This window comes from Fictibacillus phosphorivorans, assembly GCF_001629705.1.
GTDB lineage: Bacteria > Bacillota > Bacilli > Bacillales > Fictibacillaceae > Fictibacillus > Fictibacillus phosphorivorans_A.
Window position 1 is genome coordinate 4175461 of sequence record NZ_CP015378.1, and the last position, 17551, is coordinate 4193011.

Sequence of the window (17551 nt, forward strand, 5' to 3'; positions counted from 1 at the left end):
ATATAGAACTTAAGAACTAAGGGGGAGTACAATTGAATTTTTTCTCTTTACATCCAAACGTTTATGCAACTGGAAGACCAAAAGGATTAATAGGAATGCTTGAAAATGTATGGGTCTCCAATCACACTCCTGGAGAGGGTACCCTTTATTTAATATCGGGATTTTCCAACTATAACGGTGGGGTTAGATTTTATGAAACCTTTACAGAGCACATAAACCAAGGAGGAAGAGTTATTGCTATTTTGGGTGGAAGTACCTCCCAAAGACTTTCTAGTAGGCAAGTTGTTGAAGAGTTACTAAATAGAGGTGTAGAGGTACATATTATTAATAGAAAACGAATATTACATGCAAAATTATATGGAGCTAGTAATAACTTAGGAGAATCTTTAGTAGTTTCATCTGGTAATTTTACTGGCCCTGGTATGTCCCAAAATATTGAAGCTTCTCTTCTTTTAGACAATAATACTACTCAATCAATGGGATTCTCGTGGAATGACATGATAAGTGAAATGCTGAATCAGAACTGGCATATTCATAATATGACTAACGCTACTGACGTATCTCCTGGCTGGAATCTACTTTATGATGAGCGTACAACAAACTTGACATTAGATGAAACAGAGAGAGTTACCTTAATTGTTACTTTAGGTCACGCTGATACAGCTAGAATACAAGCTGCGCCAGGCACTACTGCTGGTCAAGGAACACAGTATTTCTGGCTAAGTAAAGATAGTTATGACTTCTTCCCACCTTTAACTATTAGAAATCGACGTGGAACAAAAGCAACTTACTCTAGTTTAATAAATATGAATTATATTGACATTAATTATACAGATACTCAATGTAGAGTTACCTTTGAGGCTGAAAACAACTTTGATTTTAGACTCGGAACTGGAAAATTACGGTACACTGGAGTAGCAGAAAGTAACGATATAGCGGCAATAACACGTGTTGGTGACTCTGATTATGAACTAAGGATAATTAAACAAGATACCCCTGAGTATGCTCAACTTGACCCTTATGCAGTCAGTTTTATTGGTAACAGAGGGAAAAGATTTGGCTATATTTCTAATGAAGAATTCGGAAGGATTATTGGGGTTACATTTTAAGCAAAGTTATAGCTGGTATTGTTCAAAAACAATACCAGCTATTGGTTAAGGCTTCCTTAGAATAATCAAAGTTTCATTATTTACAGCATTTTTATGATGAATACCATATCGTTTATAAGTTTGGAGTTCTACACTCTCATCATGAATCCACCCTACAGCAACTGCAATTTCCACTAGGAGTTTTGGAGTATTAATATCAAACCTCTTTCCCCCTAAGGTAGTATGGTTATGTCCAACTATTAGTGCATACGGTGCATTTTTTTTAAAGTAAGGTAATAGGTTTTTAAACATTAACATCATATCAGCAAGATACCTATATAAAAGCACCGGAACTGCTTGTCTGCGAAAGCCGTCTGACTCACTTAATGCGTATTGTAACGTATTACAATACATAAATAACGATTCAGGTATCTGTGAAACATTACTTAACATCTTTTCTTGCCACTCTTTTTTTACAGCATTTTTAAACTCTCTGCTCCCTATAAGATTACCTTCTAAAGGCATAATTTCATTAGGAGGGATTAGCCCTAACCAAACTAGGCTAAGACGCTGTGTATCGATATATGGTAAAGCCGTCGCATAAGGAGGACTTGTTATTCCTGCATCAAAATAATTTAGATCTAATACTCCTTCTTGTGCTTCTAAATTTCTTGAATCAAAATTTATTGCTTTGTTTTTCTTTACTTTTAACCCTGTAGTTTCTTGGGAAGCTCTTATGTTATTAACAAACTTATTTATAGATAACTCATATGCGTCAATAAGTAATTCTTCTGGAAAAGGTGATTTACGTCTTCGAATCCTTAAATCAGCAGGTTCTTGTAAAGAATATTCACGTATAAGATTACTTAGTAGAACTAGAAATATATTTTTTAGTGGACCAGCATTATGATTTATACTTTCCCTTAAAAATTCAATTTCAAAAAAAGTTTCTTCGGGAAACCATTTAAGTAAATATTCTTCACGTTCAGTTAAATTTAATGGTAATTCAAATATGTTATTGGACTGATGATAATCTCTAATAATTTTATTTCCTACTTCAGCAATTTTCTCAGCAGGATTTGATATTGCTATTTGTTTCGCATTTGCAATGAATACAGCAAAAGGATTAATGTCTAGACCGATAGCATTTATGTTTTGAAGTGAACATTCAAGTAGAGTTGTTCCACTACCAGAAAACGGGTCAATTACATTACTATTTTCATTCACGTTAAAAATATTCAGAAGAGACTTGACCACCTGTGGATTAAATTTACCTTTATATTCATGAATACCGTGTGCTGAATACCTTGTAGCTTGTCTGTTATTTGTAGAATTGCCTGCAGTTTGTTCAACTCTCACTTGAGAAGGAATTATCGTTTCATTTTCTGACTCCACCATGGAAAAATAAGTGAGTTTTTTTAACTTTTCATTTGCAGAAGCGGTTCCGCTTAGTTCAATGTTTATTACATCATTTTCTGAATAAATTTCTTGAGGATTTAATAATGCCTCAACTTCTTTTAAAGCTAACTCTTTTTCATACGGAAAGTATTTGTAATTATTCCAGAATAAGCGATAATGCATCTAAATACCTCCTTTCGATATTTACATTTTTTGTAATATTAATAAAGTTTCTTTTTTAATCTTTGCATGAGATAAATTAAAAGACTTTCTATGCTTAGCAATATTTCTGTCAATAATCGCTACAACAGATAAATTATGTTTTAAAGCTAAATCCTCAATTATTTTAGAATTATCATAATGTTGCCCATGAATAATAGAACGTCCAACCACAAAACAAATGTACCCAGAAGAAACAACTACCTTTGTTAGTAATTCCATTACATTATCTATCTGTAATTTAAAATCATCTATAGTTTGATGGTTTTTCTTAAAATAGTGGGCTCTTGCACCTATTTCACTAGTTTTAACTTCATTTGGGTCATATCCCAGCCACCACATACGATATTTGTGATATAACCAATATTCGTAGGCATTTGGATAAGGAGGTGAAGTAATAACCATGCCAATAGGTTTTTTTATGTCTGAAGGGGTTACTTCTAGGATACTTTTATTAATTATCTGAGTGCTTAACTTATTTTCAAATAAGTTCTCTCCAAGATATTGACTTAATTTTTGACAAGCTACTAAAAAATAACTAAAAACATTTTCTTTTGTTACATTCTTTTCGATTGCTGCATATCTTGTATCACTTTCTTGATTTGAGACTCGAACAATAATACTTGATAGTGCAAGTCTCAAACCATTTCTAGTAGTTTCATGCTCTACTTTGTCAATTTCAGAAACTAAAACAGATATTGCATGCTGGATATCCACTTTAAACCAATGATTAACATTTGGAATTTCTTTGTTAATTTCATTATTATTTTTCTTAGCTCTGCCAATACATTCTTCAGCGATATTTACAAAGTCAGACGGTAAAGTATTAGTTTTGACTTTACTTATCAAACAAGCTATAGGATTTAAATCCACCCCAACTGTTGGGTATCCCTTACTTTGAGCTTCTACTAGAGTAGTTCCACTACCGCAAAAAGGGTCAAGAACCGCTGTCCCCTCAGGCACAGGAAGAGCGTCCAATATCGTTCTCGGAATTTCAGGAATGAATTTTGCTGGATAAGGGTGAATCGAATGAATTCCTTTGGTTGCACTTGAACCAGTAAAGTCCCAATCTATTTCATGAAGCTTTTCTTTTATATCATTTGCTATATTCATATTTGCACCTTTCATATATTCCTAACGAATATAATCATAGATTTTAGTGAATAACTTATTAACTATAACATAACTTTTATCTTTCAAAAGCAGTGGTAAATACTCCAAATAATTTAATATTTTTCCTTTTACTAAAGTTTTGATTCAATACGTTTTAATGTAACCAAAATCTCACTAAGAAGGTCCTCAATCTTGTTTGGAGTAGATTCAGCAATTTCAGTTCCAAGTGAAAGATTTTCAGTAATCTGGTTTGGAATTTTATCTAAACACACTTTAAATGCCATTTCCCAAGTTGTATGATTTGTTAACTTATATTGTTTAATATCATTAAAAGTTTGTATGTGCTCTTCTGAGAACTGCTGCCTATTGCCAATTAATCCTTTCTCTCGTAAGTGTTTTTTAAAAGCTCTTACGTTTCCAATTTTATCTTTAACTTTCTCCACGAATTCTTCATCACTATACTTATAAATAGTTCTCCCTCCAATCCAACTGAATTTAAAGTTATATTAACTTTTATTGATGTTATTATAAGTTTAATGTACTATTCGGATATGGTCAATAGAAATACGAACATTAGTTCTATTTAATTTTTAAAATATAAAAAGAGCAATCTTAATAGACCACTCTTACATAAAAACCTCATTTACTTATGGTACGGTTCCCCTCGATTAATCCGAAACGCCCGATAAATCTGCTCAATCAGCACCAACTTCATCAATTGATGCGGATACGTAATCTTCCCAAATGATATCTTCTCATTTGCCCGCTTCATAACAGCATCGCTTAAGCCTAAAGATCCTCCAATAACAAAAGCAACCTTGCTCTTGCCATACGTCGCAAGCTGATCTAAATTTTTAGCCAGATCTTCAGATGAAACAGCTTTTCCCTCGATCGCCATCGCAATCACATGCACATCTTGACCGATCTTTGCTAGAATTCTTTCACCTTCAGCATTTTTGACCATGACCATCTCTTGATCACTTAAGGTTTCAGGTGCTTTTTCATCCGGGACCTCTATGATTTCTACTTTTGCATAAGGTCCTAGTCGCTTTAAGTATTCATCAATACCTAGTTTTAAGTATTTTTCTTTTAATTTCCCTACGGAAACGATTGAAATATTCACTTGTTGAAAACTTCCCTCCAAATAAGTTATCCCCAGAACTTATCCACATATGCACAATTAGTGCTATATATTGTAGGCGTTCATATGTTCGATACTTTATATACACCTTTGTTATCGCAGTATTCACAACCTGTTGATAACTCATCATTCTCTGTTAGTAACTCAACAACAGGTGGCGTTTCAAACTCATCCACAATGATGTCAATCGCAAGCTCAGCATGGTCTTTGCAGCAAATAATAACCAATTCTTTTCACTCCTTACTTATCCACAATCCTTCTTATTACACTAACGAATTTACAGCTGTGTGTAAACAATCCAATAAAATAAAGTTGTCCACATGTGGAATTACTTTTTAATTCTTTTTAGAATGGTGGTAATCTTTTTTTCTTTCCTTCCCCGACAAATTGATTGGAGTGTAAGATGCGAGACTCCTGCGGGACAAGCGGTCAGGTGAGACCCTTAATGGCGCGAAGCGGCAAGGGGCTCACCGCCTGCCCCGCGGAAAGCGAGCAACCTGAAACGGAAATCAACTCACTCTCAAAGTCGCCTAAGCACCAACAAACAAAAAAACAGGAGACCCTAAAGCCCCCTGTTCCACTTTTATTGAGATTGCTTACCACCGCTCAATTCAACTTTAACGGTCTTCTTCTTCCCATCACGATAGAACGTCACATCCACCTCATCACCAATCTTCGCCTTTGTATAAAGGAACTTACGAAGAGCGATTGGGTCTTTGATCTTCTCTCCACCCATCTCGACAATTACGTCCATTTCCTTAATACCCGCACGAGCTGCTGGTGAAGCTGACGTGATCTCCATCACAACGACACCTTCTTGTACGCTGTTTGGAATCTTCAGCGTTTGTTCACGCTGATACGTGTTCACTTGAGAAAGCGGAATGATGTTAACACCTAAGAATGGTCTGCGTGTTTCACCATATTGCTCAAGATCTTCGATGATCGGCTTTGCCACATCAGATGGAATGGCGAAACCGATTCCTTCTACTTCGTTCTGCGCGATTTTAGAAGAGTTGATCCCGATCACCTGACCGGAAATATTGATCAAAGCACCACCGCTGTTACCCGGGTTGATCGCTGCATCTGTCTGAATAACTTCAGCTTGCCAATCTGGGTTTCCGTCTTGATCCAGATCAACTGGAATCGAACGGTCTGCACTTGATACAACACCTTGTGTAACAGATCCAGGGAAGTTTCCGAGCGGATTACCGATGGCGATGGCAGGTTCACCACGTTTTAAGTCACCTGATACTCCAAACTCCGCTACACTATCGACCTTGCTGCCATCGATTTCAACAACAGCTAAGTCCATTAGAGGATCAGTTCCGCGTAATGTGCCTTTAAGCTTCGTACCGTTGCTAAGCGTAATCTCGATTTGGTTCGCATCGGCCACAACGTGGTCATTTGTTACCACATAGGCTTTATTGCCTTCTTTTTTATAAATAACACCTGATCCTGTGCCCGCTGGCTGCTGGCTCCAAAAATCAGTCTGCTGAATGTTGATGACTTCCACAACTGCATCAGATGCTTTATCAACGGCATCCGTTACATTCGTCGTCAGATCCACATCCACTTTTCGCTGTTCCACATTTTCGTCAGTACCTAGACCGTTTTGTTCCTCATTCGGAGGATACAGATTGTCTGGTAAAAGACCAGCTCCTCCTAGTGCAGGTACTGTAAACAAGACAAGCAAACCGCCTAGAATGGCTCCTAGCAAAGCTGGTAGAAACTTTCCTCCACGGTTTCCTTTTTGTCGAGATGGTTGTTGATAATCATCATCGTAATAACCCATATGTTCCTCACCGTTCCTTTCAACAATTAAATGGATGAAGTCATAACCTAGTATAAGCAATTAGTCCTGAAATTATGGACATTTTGGGTTATTTTTCATAATTTCCCACACTTATTGTTATTTCCGGAAACGGCTTACTTTAAACAAGTAAGTATTTTATACTAAAGCGAGCTTTGTTGGCTGACTCGCATCTGTATCGTGCAGAATCACTTGATCACCCGCTGAAATATCATACGTTTTTAACGTCTGCTCAACCGCTAAACGAGCAATATCCTTCATGTTGTTATCTTTACTCAAGTGAGCCAGGTAGATATGTTTTGTACCATCACCGATTACATCAGCGAGAGCATGTCCACAATCCTCGTTCGAAATATGACCATGATCACCTAAGATACGGCGTTTAATGTTCCACGGGTATCGTCCCATCATGAGCATGTTGATGTCATGGTTCGATTCGATCACGAGCGAGTGGCTGTCACGGATAATTCCTTTCATCCGATCGCTCACATAGCCCGTATCCGTCATGAGTGCAAGCTTTCGGCCATTATGATGAAACACGTAGAACATTGGTTCCGCAGCATCATGTGACACGCCAAAGGATTCAACTTCTAGATCGTTGAACGTTTTCACACTTTCCATCTCAAACTCAAACTTTTGCTCGGTCGCCACTTCACCAATCAAACCGTTCATGGCATTCCACGTGTTTTTGTTCGCATAGATCGGCAGCTTAAATTTCCGAGCCAGCACACCGAGTCCTTTTATATGATCGCTATGTTCATGCGTGACGAGGATTCCGTCAATGTCCGCAACCTCACCACATGCTGCTTTTTCAAATAAAATCTGAATCTGTTTGGCACTTAAGCCAGCATCTACGAGCAAGCGTGTTTGTTCGGTCTCAACGTAAACGGCGTTGCCCGAACTGCCGCTTGCAAGAACGCTAAATTTCAAACTCATAACCGCATGTTCCTCTCTACTCTGCCTTTTCCGTCAAAACTTGAATGGAACTGTCAGTTGCATTAACTAAATACTGTCCGTCCTTGGTTTCTATGAACCACGTAGGTGTATAAACCTGAACTTCTCCTTCACCTACAAGGCTATAGTGGCCAAGCTCTACTTTTTGTATATGATCCCCTTTTTGAAGGTTTGTCTCTAGTAATTTCTCAAGCGCTTTACTAGGTGAGATGATCTGCTGGAAAGCTCCCTGTCTCGTAATAAAGAGATAGGTCTGTGTAAAATTAGTAAGGTTCCCCTTGTCATCAAGCTTGAACATAATCATCCCGTTCGGCACATCAAAATCTTTTCCCTCAGAAACAATGCCAAAATTAGTAGGATTATAGAAGACTTTCTTCTCTTGATAGACTTGCGTAAACCAGATCACATTGCTTTTTTTATCCCACTCATAAAAAGCGTACTCTTTCCCGCGGGTAATGTTCTCTTCTACAAATTGATTAAGCTCTGAGATTAGATCTTTCGTATCCTTTTTAGGCAGATCCATCGGTTTACTAAGATCATAGTGAAGAGTGATGTCTGTGCTAGCCTTATCCAGTGATACGTTCTTTGCAGGAGATTTCTTCTCTTCTTCAGAGAACTTGTAACGCTGTGCACTGATCAAAGTTTGCTTTTCTTTATATTTAGGCAGCTTTTCCGAAAGAGATATTTCATTGTTCGCTAACCGCTCTTCTAATGGCTGATCGGTCAGCCTCGAAATATTATTGATATCATTCTTTAGATAAAGCTGATACCCCAAGAATAGGTTTAAGACAAGAAAGGTAAGGATAAAAATGCTTTTTGTTCGTTGCCAATTCAATTAGAATCCTTCCTTTCCAGTCTGTGAAAATAATGGTTGCCATCCCTTAGCATCATAGTTGATAAACCATTGTGGCTCTAGTTTATAGACATGTGGTTCCTTTTGCTTTCTCATGGTGAGTCCAATACGAACATCTTGAACATAGTTCTCGTTGTACTCTTTTTCTTCAAGCTCTCTTTTTACCTCTAATCCTGACTGAAGGGTGACCTTCTGTGAGAGATAAGACTTTTGATCAAGTTGTAACTGAACGAGGGAACGTTGATATTCTTTAAGCTCGTTTTCATACCACACCAAGTTCATCTGCATCTCAGGATCCAACACAGGCAAATTCTCAGCAAAAAGCCAGAAGTTTGCTGAATATGTGGATAGATTAGAGAGAATATATGGGTTACCCCATCCAGCATGCGTATTGATATAGTCTAAAGATTGATAGAGTGGCGAAATGTTTGGTGTTGTATTAGGATTTCGGTTCCCTGCAAAGTTTGTGAACGTGAAACGATTTTGCAATTCATTCACAACCATCGCCGCTGTTCCATCAGCATAAGTGATCTGATTTTTATCAGAAGCGGTTTTTACGGCTAACGGGTCTTTGAACAATGCTTTTTTATACATTTCATACGTATCTTCACCTGTTGCTTTTGAAAAGTACGTGTAGCGAGTTAAAGAGAGAGAATCTTTAGGAAAGTAAAATCTTCTTAAGATCTCTGCTTGTCCCTCTTTCCCATCACCCTCAATATCATAATGAATATAAGGAATTAAGTTTCCTGTATCTACCCACTTATCCATATCTCTTATTAGCGGATTTAGCTGATTATTCGTTGCCCTAATCTTTTGCATCTTTTTATATTGATAAGAGACAAGATACCCCTCAATACTATCCGTCATTTTATCTTGATATAAAAAGATTCGATCCACGTTTTGTGGTTTAGTGGCTTGGATCTCGGATTCAATGGAGAAGACTTCTTTGTAAATATCCTGACTCATTCCTACTGGGAAAATAATCTCCACATACTTGTTATCTCTTAAAAACTTTTCATCGGGCTCAAAAGGCTGATTATTTTTAGAGCCTGTATCAAATGTGAATTTCGTTTCATTCAAGCCGGTATGAAACTCTTTAATCAAATTGTTCGCTTCAAGTCCATATAACTCATCTCCACTATGGTAGATTACCTGTGTAGGATAAACGAGTTGTTTCACGCTAGCTTCAACATCTACTTCCTGCTTCTTAACGATACGAGCTCCCTCTAGCGATGGATAGCTCGGTTTGAATGTCCATAAGCTCCATGTAAGAACAAGACTCAATCCGATCAAGAAAGTGAGCGCGATCGACTTGATATGTTCATAATTCTTTTTGAAAAAAGTGATCACTTCTTTTGCATGTGTAATCCACTTTAACCAGTTCATTGTTGCAGCCCCTCCTTAACCTTTTTTAAAGGAAGAGTAAAGTGGATGGTCGTTCCTTGGCCCCATTCACTTTCTGCCCAGATGTCTCCGCCATGCGCAAGGACTATTTCTTTTGCGATCGCAAGACCTAGGCCTGTGCCTCCGATATCTCGAGAACGAGCACGGTCTACCCTAAAGAATCGATCAAAGATCTTAGAAACGTTATTCTTCGGAATCCCAACACCTTGATCGGAAATACTTACCTTCACCTTACGTCCGATTACGGCCGCGTTAAAGGTGATTGTTCCACCTTCAGGAGAATATTTCATCGCGTTCGAGATGATATTATCAAGCACTTGTGTCATCTTATCCGTATCCAACTGAACGTTGATCTTATGCTTGGGCAGGGATCTGGAAAGTTCTATGTTTTCCTTTTCAAGCATCTCAAAACGATCGATGATGCCGTTCAAGAACTCCACTAGATCAATCTCAAAAAAGTTAAATCGATAATCTTTGCTGTCCATCTTTGATAATTGAAGGAGATCGGTTACGAGCCTGATCATACGTTCTGTCTCATTCTGAGTAACCTCTAAGAAACGTGGAGCGATGTTCTCGTCTTGCCACGCCCCTTCAGCTAACGCCTCAAGATAACTTCTCATTGTTGTCAGCGGTGTTCTTAGTTCGTGTGAAACATTGAATACAAACTCACGTCGCTCGTTATCGATCTGTTCTTGCTCTGTTACATCATGAAGAACACAAATAAGACCATTGATTGGCCCGTCATCTTTTTGTATCGTGGAGAAGTTTGCCCGCACCACATAGTGCATATCATCCGTACTAAAATCGAGCAACATGGATTCATATTCGTTATAGAGCTCTTCCCATGTGTATTCCGTATTCAAACGCAATAGCTCCATCAGAGGCGTTCCTAACGCGTTCTGTCTAGAGATGTTCAGCATCTCTTCCGAACGGTCATTCATTAGAATAATCGCTCCGTCACGATCTGTGGCGATCACACCATCTGTCATATACGTAAGAACGGAACGCAGCTTTCTACGCTCACTCTCTGTAATAGCCGTTGCTTCTTGCAGCTTTGTTGTTAAGTTGTTAAAGGTCATAGCAAGCTGACCGATCTCATCATCTCCATACAGCTGAACCTTACGAGAAAAATCTCCTCTTGCCATTACAAGAGCTTGCTTTCTCATATCTGCCATAGGACGCGTGATCGTACGCGCCAAAAATACCCCTAGCAGTCCGGTAATGATAAGAGCGATAACGGTTCCCGTCACTAGAATGCTATTGATACGTGCAATCTGCTTAAAGATGCCTTCGATGGATGCAACTAAATAGATGGCACCTATGTTCTCACTCGTAGCATCAATCTTGATCGGTTTAGCGAGCACCATCACCCGCTCTCCTTCATGAAGCATGATCTCATCATCGACCGTTCCCTCAAGAGCCAGCTTGATCTTCGGGTTGAAGCTGATCTGCCCCACCAACTGCCTTTTATTACTCGCAAGTACCATGCCATCTTCGTCAAGGACTTGAATTTCTTTCTCTTCGAACTCCTCATCAATTAACGCTTGAATATCTTCTTCAAGCGTTAGAGGAGGTTCACTCGTTTCATCTTTTTTGACCTTGTATCGATCTTTATCCTTCAACTTTTGCTCAATGTTGAACTCTAATAAGTTCACTCTATCGTAGAGTGATTTAGAGAAGCTCTGCCGAAGATCAGATTCTAAGTTGTTGATAAAATAAACACTGATCACTTGCATGGCTATTAAGATGAGCAAAACATAAATCAATACAAACTTAACGTGTATTGATTTAAAAAAATTGACTTTATCCATCATGACTACTCCTGATCAGGATTTCTTAAGTAATACCCCACTCCACGTCTTGTGATGATCCATAATGGGTGACTTGGATTGTCTTCTACTTTTTCACGAAGACGACGTACAGTAACATCGACTGTTCTTACATCACCAAAATAATCATATCCCCATACCGTTTGAAGCAAGTGTTCACGCGTCATCACTTGTCCGATATGTTTTGCTAAATAATGCAGCAACTCAAATTCACGATGTGTTAACTCAATCGTCTCCCCACGTTTGGTCACGATATAAGCATCCGGATGAATCGTAAGAGAACCGATCGTGATCTCATTGTTCTCATCGACTTCACGCTCAGATTCCTGTTGATGACGGCGCAAGTTAGCCTTCACACGTGCGATTAGTTCACGAGTGCTGAACGGCTTCGTCACATAATCGTCCGCACCAAGCTCTAAGCCTAATACTTTATCAATTTCAGAGTCTTTCGCTGTAAGCATGATGATAGGCATATCGTACTTTTTGCGAATCTCACGACAAACTTCCATACCGTCTTTTAGAGGAAGCATGATGTCTAGTAAAATCATATCCGGCTTCTCTTTTTCTACTTTTTCTAACGCGTTGATGCCATCATACGCGCAGCTTACAGTAAAGCCTTCTTTTTCAAGATTAAACTGCAGAATATCTGCAATGGGTTTTTCATCATCCACAACGAGAATTTTCTTATCCATGGGAACGCTCCTTCTTCGGAAACTCTATTTTATATATAGCAGAATATTTTGTAGTATCGATTATATGGTATCTCTACTATTTTATCACAGTTGAAACTTTCTCCATACTACTAGCAAAACCTTCTAATTTTAGACAAAGAAAAGTTGGTTTCAGCATGAAAAACCTCCCAGGAATTAATTATTCCTAAGAGGTTTATTTATTATCATCATTGAAGGCTTGATTGTAGTGTAAGATGCGAGACTCCTGCGGGACAAGCGGTCAGGTGAGACCCTTAATGGTGCGAAGCGGCAAGGGGCTCACCGCCTGCCCCGCGGAAAGCGAGCATCTGAAACGAAAATCAACCTACTTTCATAACTTTAATTTTTACTTATATAATCAGCTGGATCTTTAAGAACACCATTCTCATACACTTCAAAATGCAAATGAACACCAGTCGATTGACCCGTTGAACCCATCACACCGATCTTAGACCCCTTCTGCACCACAGCACCTGCTGAAACAGAAATAGAATCAAGATGCGCATAAATGGTTCTCATGCCGTTATTGTGATCGATGATGATCTTGTTTCCATAATCACCATCCCATCCTGCAGAAACAACTCTACCGTTATCAGCTGCTAGGATCGATCGTTCTGAAGGTCGAGCAATATCCATCCCTTTATGCTGTTTACCCCAACGCGTGCCTTTATGGCTGGAAATGTATCCACCTACAGCAGGCCATGAAAGAGTGCCCGTTCCTTTAGAAGGAATCACTTTCGTACCAATCTTTTGAATTTCTGTAACCGGTGCCTTCACTTGCTTCTTCTCTAAAATCTCTTTTTGAAGCACTTGGTTATCAGCTTTTCTCGTTGTATACGTAATGTCTTCTATGCCAACTTGTCCTTTTTGAACCGTTTTGACCTGTCCTTTTTCCAACGTACTGTCTTCTTGTTTCTCAACCTGGAAAGGAAGTTCGTTTTGAACACGTGTTGCTTCATACACAAGGACTTCGGTAAAAGGCTTTTTCTCTGTAACCGTTACTGCTTGTCCTGTACGAACAATGGGTACTAACATAAGCCTTGGGTTTAACGTGAAGAACTGGTCCATCGTTAAGTGATATTTTTCTAGAATAGACTGAACCGTTTCTCCTTTTTGAACCATATGCTCTTTTTTGTGCAGACTGCCTTCTTTTAAAGAAGCAATGGCATCATCTACCGTAACGAGCTCACTAATAGATGTTTGGGCTTTTTGAATAAGAACTGGCTCTGAAAAGTCGATATCTACCACTTTACGTTCTCCCGGCTTTAAGTCCGGTACTTCAAGCTTTTCGTTCTCAGCTTTCTTTTTTTCAATGTCATCGAGCTCGGCCTTTGAAAGATGTTCTAGCTTTAACTTCAGCAACGTATCCTTCGCTTCTTTTTTGCTAGAAACATAAGCAACAGTTTGTCCGCCAACGACTAAGCGATAAGCTTCAACTTCAACCGTTAGCTGCTCCTTCAAGTTCTCTCTTACTTCCTCATTATCAAACTCTGGTCTGAACATCTTTTCAGGCTTAAGCTCGATAGATTCTCTCACCGCAAAAGCAAAGTTGCTCTTTTTCCCTTTTGCTTGTTGGAGAATTTGGTCTACTGTCTCATCGACAACACTTTCATCACGAACCGTTCCAACCTTCTTTCCGTCTACATAAACGTGATACACCGTTTTAATCAACTGGTTATCATCGCTACTAGCGGATGTATTCAATGGATTCAGCGTGAATGCTGACACTATTAAAATCACTGCAACAAACGGCAGTGCGATATATTTAATAAATCTTTCAGTGGTTTTTCGACTGTTCACTTTTTCTATTTCCCCCTAAAGATTCTCTCTATGATCTCTAAAATATGCCTAAAGACCTACTACTTTTTATGCCTTTAGCACCTCTAGTATCCTATCACAAGGAATTTCGCTTTGTCAGAATTTCAGGGATTTTGTAATGCAACTGTAAATAAACGACATAAAAAAGAGCATAAATTCACCGATTTATACCCTTTTTTAACACCTATTCCGTTATTTTGATGCGTTCTTTTATATCTTCTTTTTGAACATACACAACAAGGAAGCTGATCGGAATCAGAAGCAGCGTCTCTAGCCATTGCTTTTCAAACAGCCAGTAGAAGAAAGGTGTTAGGGCAAAAGCAAAAAGTCCCGCTACGGTTAAACTTCTTTTAATTCCATAAAAGAGTAAAAACGCCGCTGCTACAAGTACGGCCGATATAGGATGAAATACAATCATCCCCCCGATAAAGGAAGCTACGCCCTTCCCGCCATGAAAACGAAGAAAAATCGGATAGAGATGTCCTATAATCACGGCTAAAAAACCAAGTAGCTGTATATATGGTGGAAATTGAAATTGTATCCCTGCCCAAACGACTGCCGCCGCTTTCAGAATGTCGCCAGCTAACGTGAGTACGAATCCTGATGGCCCTAAAACTCTGCCAGCATTACGCGCTCCAATATTTCCGCTGCCCAACAAACGTAAATCAACGCCTTTTATAAGCTTTGCTACAAGAAACCCTGTCATGATGCAGCCAACAAGGTAACTCGCGATCAAATACAGCGCCCATTCAAATTCCATCTGTATGATCACTACCTTCCTCATCCCAATTGATACACTATATTCGAACGATTGAGTACTTATCCCTCTTTATCAGCATTAAAAGTCTATAGTTGGAGTGAAAATGTTATGAATTTTAGTGTGAAGAAACTGAATGGTTCTGTGCATCCATCTCTGCCCGCTTATTTGGAGGTCTATCGGTGTTGTTTTTGTGGGGAAAGGGGCTAGCACATATACCTAGGAGGGTACTCGAAATAAAAATTAAGCCTAATCTGGATGGAATTAAGTTAAAACGAAAAAAATTAAGTCAAAATCGATCGCAATTAAGTCTAAGAAACAAAATAAAGGCCATTCGATCATTCTCGACATTCCCGACGCCGCTCCATACCCCTCACCCAAGTCTGCCCACACAAACACAAATAAAAAAAGCATGCTCCCTTTTCAAGGAACATGCAACATGTTTTAGGATTTTAAGTAAAATGGTGGCTCGAGACGGAATCGAACCGCCGACACGAGGATTTTCAGTCCTCTGCTCTACCATCTGAGCTATCGAGCCATAAAAGTGGCGGACCCGACCGGGGTCGAACCGGCGATCTCCTGCGTGACAGGCAGGCATGTTAACCACTACACCACGAGTCCACTTTAATGATTTTACCTATTTACTTAAAAAAAAAATGGTGACCCGTACGGGATTCGAACCCGTGTTACCGCCGTGAAAGGGCGGTGTCTTAACCGCTTGACCAACGGGCCACTTTTTTTAAAAAAGTGGTGAGCCATGAAGGACTCGAACCTTCGACCCTCTGATTAAAAGTCAGATGCTCTACCAACTGAGCTAATGGCTCGTGCTTTGTTTTAAACGTTTGTCGTTTTTTCACGACAAGTGTTACTTTATCACGATATCGAAGCTTTGGCAATATGTTTTCTATATATTTTTCAAAAAAACTTTCAAATACTTAAAAATACTCGCTAAAGCATGGAGATCGCATGAATAAAGATACGATTTCACACCAAAAATATAGCCCCTTGTTTCAACAAGGGGCCACTAGTTATTTAAGCAAACACGCCACGTACCATATTTGTTTGTGCACGATCTGGTCCAACAGAGAAGATAGAAAGTGGGATACCAGTCACTTGCGAGATACGCTCTACATAATGACGCGCGTTTTCTGGAAGCTCACCAAGATCCTTCACACCTGTAATATCTTCTGTCCAACCTGGCATTTCTTCGAATACCGGCTCACATTGAGCAAGCTCTTTAAGGCTCGCTGGGAATTCATACGTTAGTTCACCTTTGTATTTGTAAGCTACACAGATCTTTAACGTTTCAATACCTGTTAAAACGTCGATTGAGTTCAAAGAAAGATCCGTGATACCTGAAACACGACGAGCATGACGCACTACTACTGCGTCAAACCAACCTACACGGCGCGGACGTCCTGTCGTTGTACCGTACTCACGGCCAACTTCACGAATTTGGTTACCTACTTCATCATGAAGCTCAGTTGGGAAAGGACCATCACCAACACGTGTTGTATAGGCTTTTGAAACACCTACAACATGGTTGATCTTAGACGGACCAACACCAGAACCGATCGTTACTCCACCTGCGATAGGGTTTGATGACGTTACGAAAGGATATGTTCCTTGGTCGATATCAAGCATTACACCTTGTGCACCTTCAAAAAGCACGCGACGGCCATCGTCTAATGCATCGTTTAGAACAACTGATGTATCGACTACATATTTTTTAATTTGTTGACCGTACTCGTAATACTCATCTAAGATCTCTTCTTTTGTAAATCCTTCTGATTCGTAGATGCGTTCGAATAAACGGTTCTTTTCCGCCAAGTTGCGCTCTAACTTCTCTTCAAATTCTTCACGATCTAAAAGGTCAGCGATACGGATTCCGATACGAGCTGCTTTATCCATGTAAGCAGGACCGATTCCTTTTTTCGTTGTACCGATCTTGTTCGCTCCCTTGCTCTCTTCCTCTAAGATATCTTGACGAAGGTGATAAGGAAGGATGACGTGCGCACGGTTAGAGATACGAAGGTTGTCCGTACTTACTCCGTGGCTGTGAAGGTAAGCAAGTTCTTCAAGAACGGCTTTCGGATCGACAACCATTCCGTTTCCGATCACGCAGATTTTATCTTTATAAAAGATTCCAGATGGAATAAGGTGAAGCTTATACTTCTTTCCTTCAAATACGATTGTATGACCAGCGTTGTTTCCGCCTTGGTATCGAGCTACTACTTCTGCTTTTTCTGAGAGATAATCGGTAATCTTACCTTTTCCTTCATCTCCCCATTGTGTTCCTACTACTACTACTGATGACATGGTTGCACCTCCATGAAATTAACGATTGACGAATTTATCATCTAATCTTGAAAACCATGCTTAGTTTAGCAATATATCTGATAGAAGTCAATTAAAAACACGAACATTAAAAGAAAAAACAATATTTTCGTTCGTAAT

General features: G+C 39.2%; 15 protein-coding genes and 4 tRNA genes. 1 reads left to right on the forward strand and 18 read right to left on the reverse strand.

Annotated elements, in window-relative coordinates:
• Positions 1 to 32: 32 nt before the first annotated feature.
• Entirely contained in the window at positions 33 to 1109 is a 1077-nt protein-coding gene (locus ABE65_RS21105; RefSeq protein WP_066399485.1) for a phospholipase D-like domain-containing protein, read from the forward strand.
• Between the two features lie 45 nt (positions 1110 to 1154).
• On the opposite strand, the gene ABE65_RS21110 is transcribed toward ABE65_RS21105, so the two are convergent.
• The 18 genes from ABE65_RS21110 to ABE65_RS21195 all read right to left on the reverse strand — a co-directional run bounded on the left by ABE65_RS21110 (position 1155) and on the right by ABE65_RS21195 (position 17413).
• The gene (locus ABE65_RS21110) at positions 1155 to 2669 is read right to left on the reverse strand and encodes a DNA methyltransferase (RefSeq protein WP_066399486.1); all 1515 of its coding nucleotides are present in this window, start codon (positions 2667 to 2669) and stop codon (positions 1155 to 1157) included.
• 21 nt (positions 2670 to 2690) lie between these two features.
• Entirely contained in the window at positions 2691 to 3818 is a 1128-nt protein-coding gene (locus tag ABE65_RS21115) for a DNA methyltransferase (protein WP_197480326.1), read from the reverse strand.
• Positions 3819 to 3949: 131 nt separating this feature from the next.
• A complete protein-coding gene (locus tag ABE65_RS21120) occupies positions 3950 to 4261 on the reverse strand; it encodes a hypothetical protein (protein WP_066399495.1) in 312 nt (103 codons plus the stop codon).
• A 200-nt stretch (positions 4262 to 4461) separates the two neighbouring features.
• Positions 4462 to 4941: a 23S rRNA (pseudouridine(1915)-N(3))-methyltransferase RlmH gene (rlmH, locus tag ABE65_RS21125; RefSeq protein WP_066400467.1), complete on the reverse strand. Its 480-nt coding sequence runs from the start codon at positions 4939 to 4941 to the stop codon at positions 4462 to 4464.
• A gap of 80 nt (positions 4942 to 5021) precedes the next feature.
• A complete protein-coding gene (locus ABE65_RS21130; RefSeq protein ID WP_066399497.1) occupies positions 5022 to 5186 on the reverse strand; it encodes a CxxH/CxxC protein in 165 nt (54 codons plus the stop codon).
• A gap of 356 nt (positions 5187 to 5542) precedes the next feature.
• Positions 5543 to 6751 carry a S1C family serine protease gene (locus ABE65_RS21135; protein ID WP_066399498.1) on the reverse strand — a complete coding sequence of 403 codons (1209 nt, stop codon included), beginning with the start codon at positions 6749 to 6751 and terminating at the stop codon, positions 5543 to 5545.
• 156 nt (positions 6752 to 6907) lie between these two features.
• Positions 6908 to 7705 carry an MBL fold metallo-hydrolase gene (locus ABE65_RS21140; protein ID WP_066399499.1) on the reverse strand — a complete coding sequence of 266 codons (798 nt, stop codon included), beginning with the start codon at positions 7703 to 7705 and terminating at the stop codon, positions 6908 to 6910.
• 16 nt (positions 7706 to 7721) lie between these two features.
• Positions 7722 to 8558: a two-component system regulatory protein YycI gene (locus ABE65_RS21145; protein ID WP_066399501.1), complete on the reverse strand. Its 837-nt coding sequence runs from the start codon at positions 8556 to 8558 to the stop codon at positions 7722 to 7724.
• Positions 8559 to 9962, reverse strand: coding sequence for a YycH family regulatory protein (locus tag ABE65_RS21150; RefSeq protein WP_066399503.1), 1404 nt, complete (start codon positions 9960 to 9962; stop codon positions 8559 to 8561).
• The gene (gene walK / locus ABE65_RS21155) at positions 9959 to 11791 is read right to left on the reverse strand and encodes a cell wall metabolism sensor histidine kinase WalK (protein ID WP_066399505.1); all 1833 of its coding nucleotides are present in this window, start codon (positions 11789 to 11791) and stop codon (positions 9959 to 9961) included. The genes ABE65_RS21150 and walK overlap by 4 nt, the downstream gene beginning before the upstream one ends.
• 5 nt (positions 11792 to 11796) lie before the next feature.
• The gene (gene yycF / locus ABE65_RS21160; protein ID WP_066244253.1) at positions 11797 to 12501 is read right to left on the reverse strand and encodes a response regulator YycF; all 705 of its coding nucleotides are present in this window, start codon (positions 12499 to 12501) and stop codon (positions 11797 to 11799) included.
• Positions 12502 to 12858: 357 nt separating this feature from the next.
• Entirely contained in the window at positions 12859 to 14319 is a 1461-nt protein-coding gene (locus ABE65_RS21165; protein ID WP_066399507.1) for a peptidoglycan DD-metalloendopeptidase family protein, read from the reverse strand.
• Between the two features lie 202 nt (positions 14320 to 14521).
• Positions 14522 to 15109, reverse strand: coding sequence for a glycerol-3-phosphate acyltransferase (locus ABE65_RS21170; RefSeq protein WP_194270739.1), 588 nt, complete (start codon positions 15107 to 15109; stop codon positions 14522 to 14524).
• 447 nt (positions 15110 to 15556) lie between these two features.
• Positions 15557 to 15632, reverse strand: a tRNA-Phe gene (locus tag ABE65_RS21175).
• Between the two features lie 7 nt (positions 15633 to 15639).
• A tRNA-Asp gene (locus tag ABE65_RS21180) sits at positions 15640 to 15715 on the reverse strand.
• A 36-nt stretch (positions 15716 to 15751) separates the two neighbouring features.
• Positions 15752 to 15826: transfer RNA gene (locus tag ABE65_RS21185), tRNA-Glu, on the reverse strand.
• 16 nt (positions 15827 to 15842) lie between these two features.
• A tRNA-Lys gene (locus ABE65_RS21190) sits at positions 15843 to 15918 on the reverse strand.
• Positions 15919 to 16126: 208 nt separating this feature from the next.
• Positions 16127 to 17413: an adenylosuccinate synthase gene (locus ABE65_RS21195; protein WP_066399511.1), complete on the reverse strand. Its 1287-nt coding sequence runs from the start codon at positions 17411 to 17413 to the stop codon at positions 16127 to 16129.
• Positions 17414 to 17551: the final 138 nt, after the last annotated feature.

Coding starts and splice junctions, on each gene's coding strand:
- ABE65_RS21110 (WP_066399486.1), bottom strand. CDS start 2,669: ATGCATTATCGCTTATTCTGGAATAATTACAAATACTTTCCGTATGAA.
- ABE65_RS21115 (WP_197480326.1), bottom strand. CDS start 3,818: ATGAATATAGCAAATGATATAAAAGAAAAGCTTCATGAAATAGATTGG.
- ABE65_RS21135 (WP_066399498.1), bottom strand. CDS start 6,751: ATGGGTTATTACGATGATGATTATCAACAACCATCTCGACAAAAAGGA.
- ABE65_RS21140 (WP_066399499.1), bottom strand. CDS start 7,705: ATGAGTTTGAAATTTAGCGTTCTTGCAAGCGGCAGTTCGGGCAACGCC.
- ABE65_RS21150 (WP_066399503.1), bottom strand. CDS start 9,962: ATGAACTGGTTAAAGTGGATTACACATGCAAAAGAAGTGATCACTTTT.
- walK (WP_066399505.1), bottom strand. CDS start 11,791: ATGGATAAAGTCAATTTTTTTAAATCAATACACGTTAAGTTTGTATTG.
- yycF (WP_066244253.1), bottom strand. CDS start 12,501: ATGGATAAGAAAATTCTCGTTGTGGATGATGAAAAACCCATTGCAGAT.
- ABE65_RS21195 (WP_066399511.1), bottom strand. CDS start 17,413: ATGTCATCAGTAGTAGTAGTAGGAACACAATGGGGAGATGAAGGAAAA.